Origin of the sequence: Bradyrhizobium sp. (genome assembly GCF_016462955.1) — a bacterium.
In the GTDB taxonomy this organism is placed as follows: domain Bacteria; phylum Pseudomonadota; class Alphaproteobacteria; order Rhizobiales; family Xanthobacteraceae; genus Bradyrhizobium.
Genome location: NZ_JAEMSD010000841.1, coordinates 1 through 789, shown reverse-complemented (window position 1 = coordinate 789; position 789 = coordinate 1). Strand labels below are relative to the sequence as shown.

Here is a 789-nt window from a genome sequence, read left to right as displayed (position 1 = left end):
AACTGCAACAGCACCACGAGGCCGATCAGCGCCTGCGCGACCATGAAGACCAGCGCCTGCTTCGTGGTCACCTGCCCTGACGGCAGCGGCCGCGAGCGAGTACGCTCGACCTTGTCGTCGAGGTCGCGGTCGGTGATGTCGTTCCAGGTGCAGCCCGCCCCGCGCATCACGAAAGCGCCGACGAAGAACAGCACGATGGTGAGCGGTAGGGCGCGGACGTCATGCGCCATGCCGCTCGCGAGCGCAGCCGACCACCAACACGGCATCAACAGAAGCCAGGAGCCGATCGGACGGTCGAAACGGGAGAGGCGCAAATAGGGCCGCGCCCATGGCGGGGCCAGCGTATCGACCCAGTTGCCGGTGGAATCGGCAACGCGGGCGGATGTGTCGCTCATCGGGTCAGGACGTTGCCGTTGAGCGTATCGAAGGTGCTGCCGCCCTTCTTGCCGACATTGGCCTCAGGCGCCGATCCCGATCCCAGCACCTCGCTGAGCGACGGGCCTGCGGGGCGCGCCTGCTGTTGCTGCATCTGCATTGCAACGTTACAGACCTTAGCCGCCATGGCCTCGGTGTTCTTGTGGCCGTCCTTCATCTGCGCGCCGACCTGCGGCGGGATTCCGCATTTGGCGGAGTTGGCCTCGATGTATTTGATCATCTTGGTCTCGGCCTGGCTGAAATTGCGGATCAGCTTGCAGGCCTCGTCCGGCGGCGCGTGACGGTCGCTCGCAGCCTTGATCAGCTTGCCGCGCTTCTCGGCCTCCTCGCGCAGCGGAACGAACGCCTTCATGC

General features: G+C 65.5%; 2 pseudogenes. Both read right to left on the bottom strand.

Annotated features, from left to right (window positions below):
• Positions 1–395 (bottom strand): annotated as a pseudogene (locus JHD07_RS39050) (UbiA family prenyltransferase); the annotation flags it as partial.
• Positions 392–789 (bottom strand): annotated as a pseudogene (locus tag JHD07_RS39045) (hypothetical protein); the annotation flags it as partial. The pseudogenes JHD07_RS39045 and JHD07_RS39050, both read right to left, overlap by 4 nt.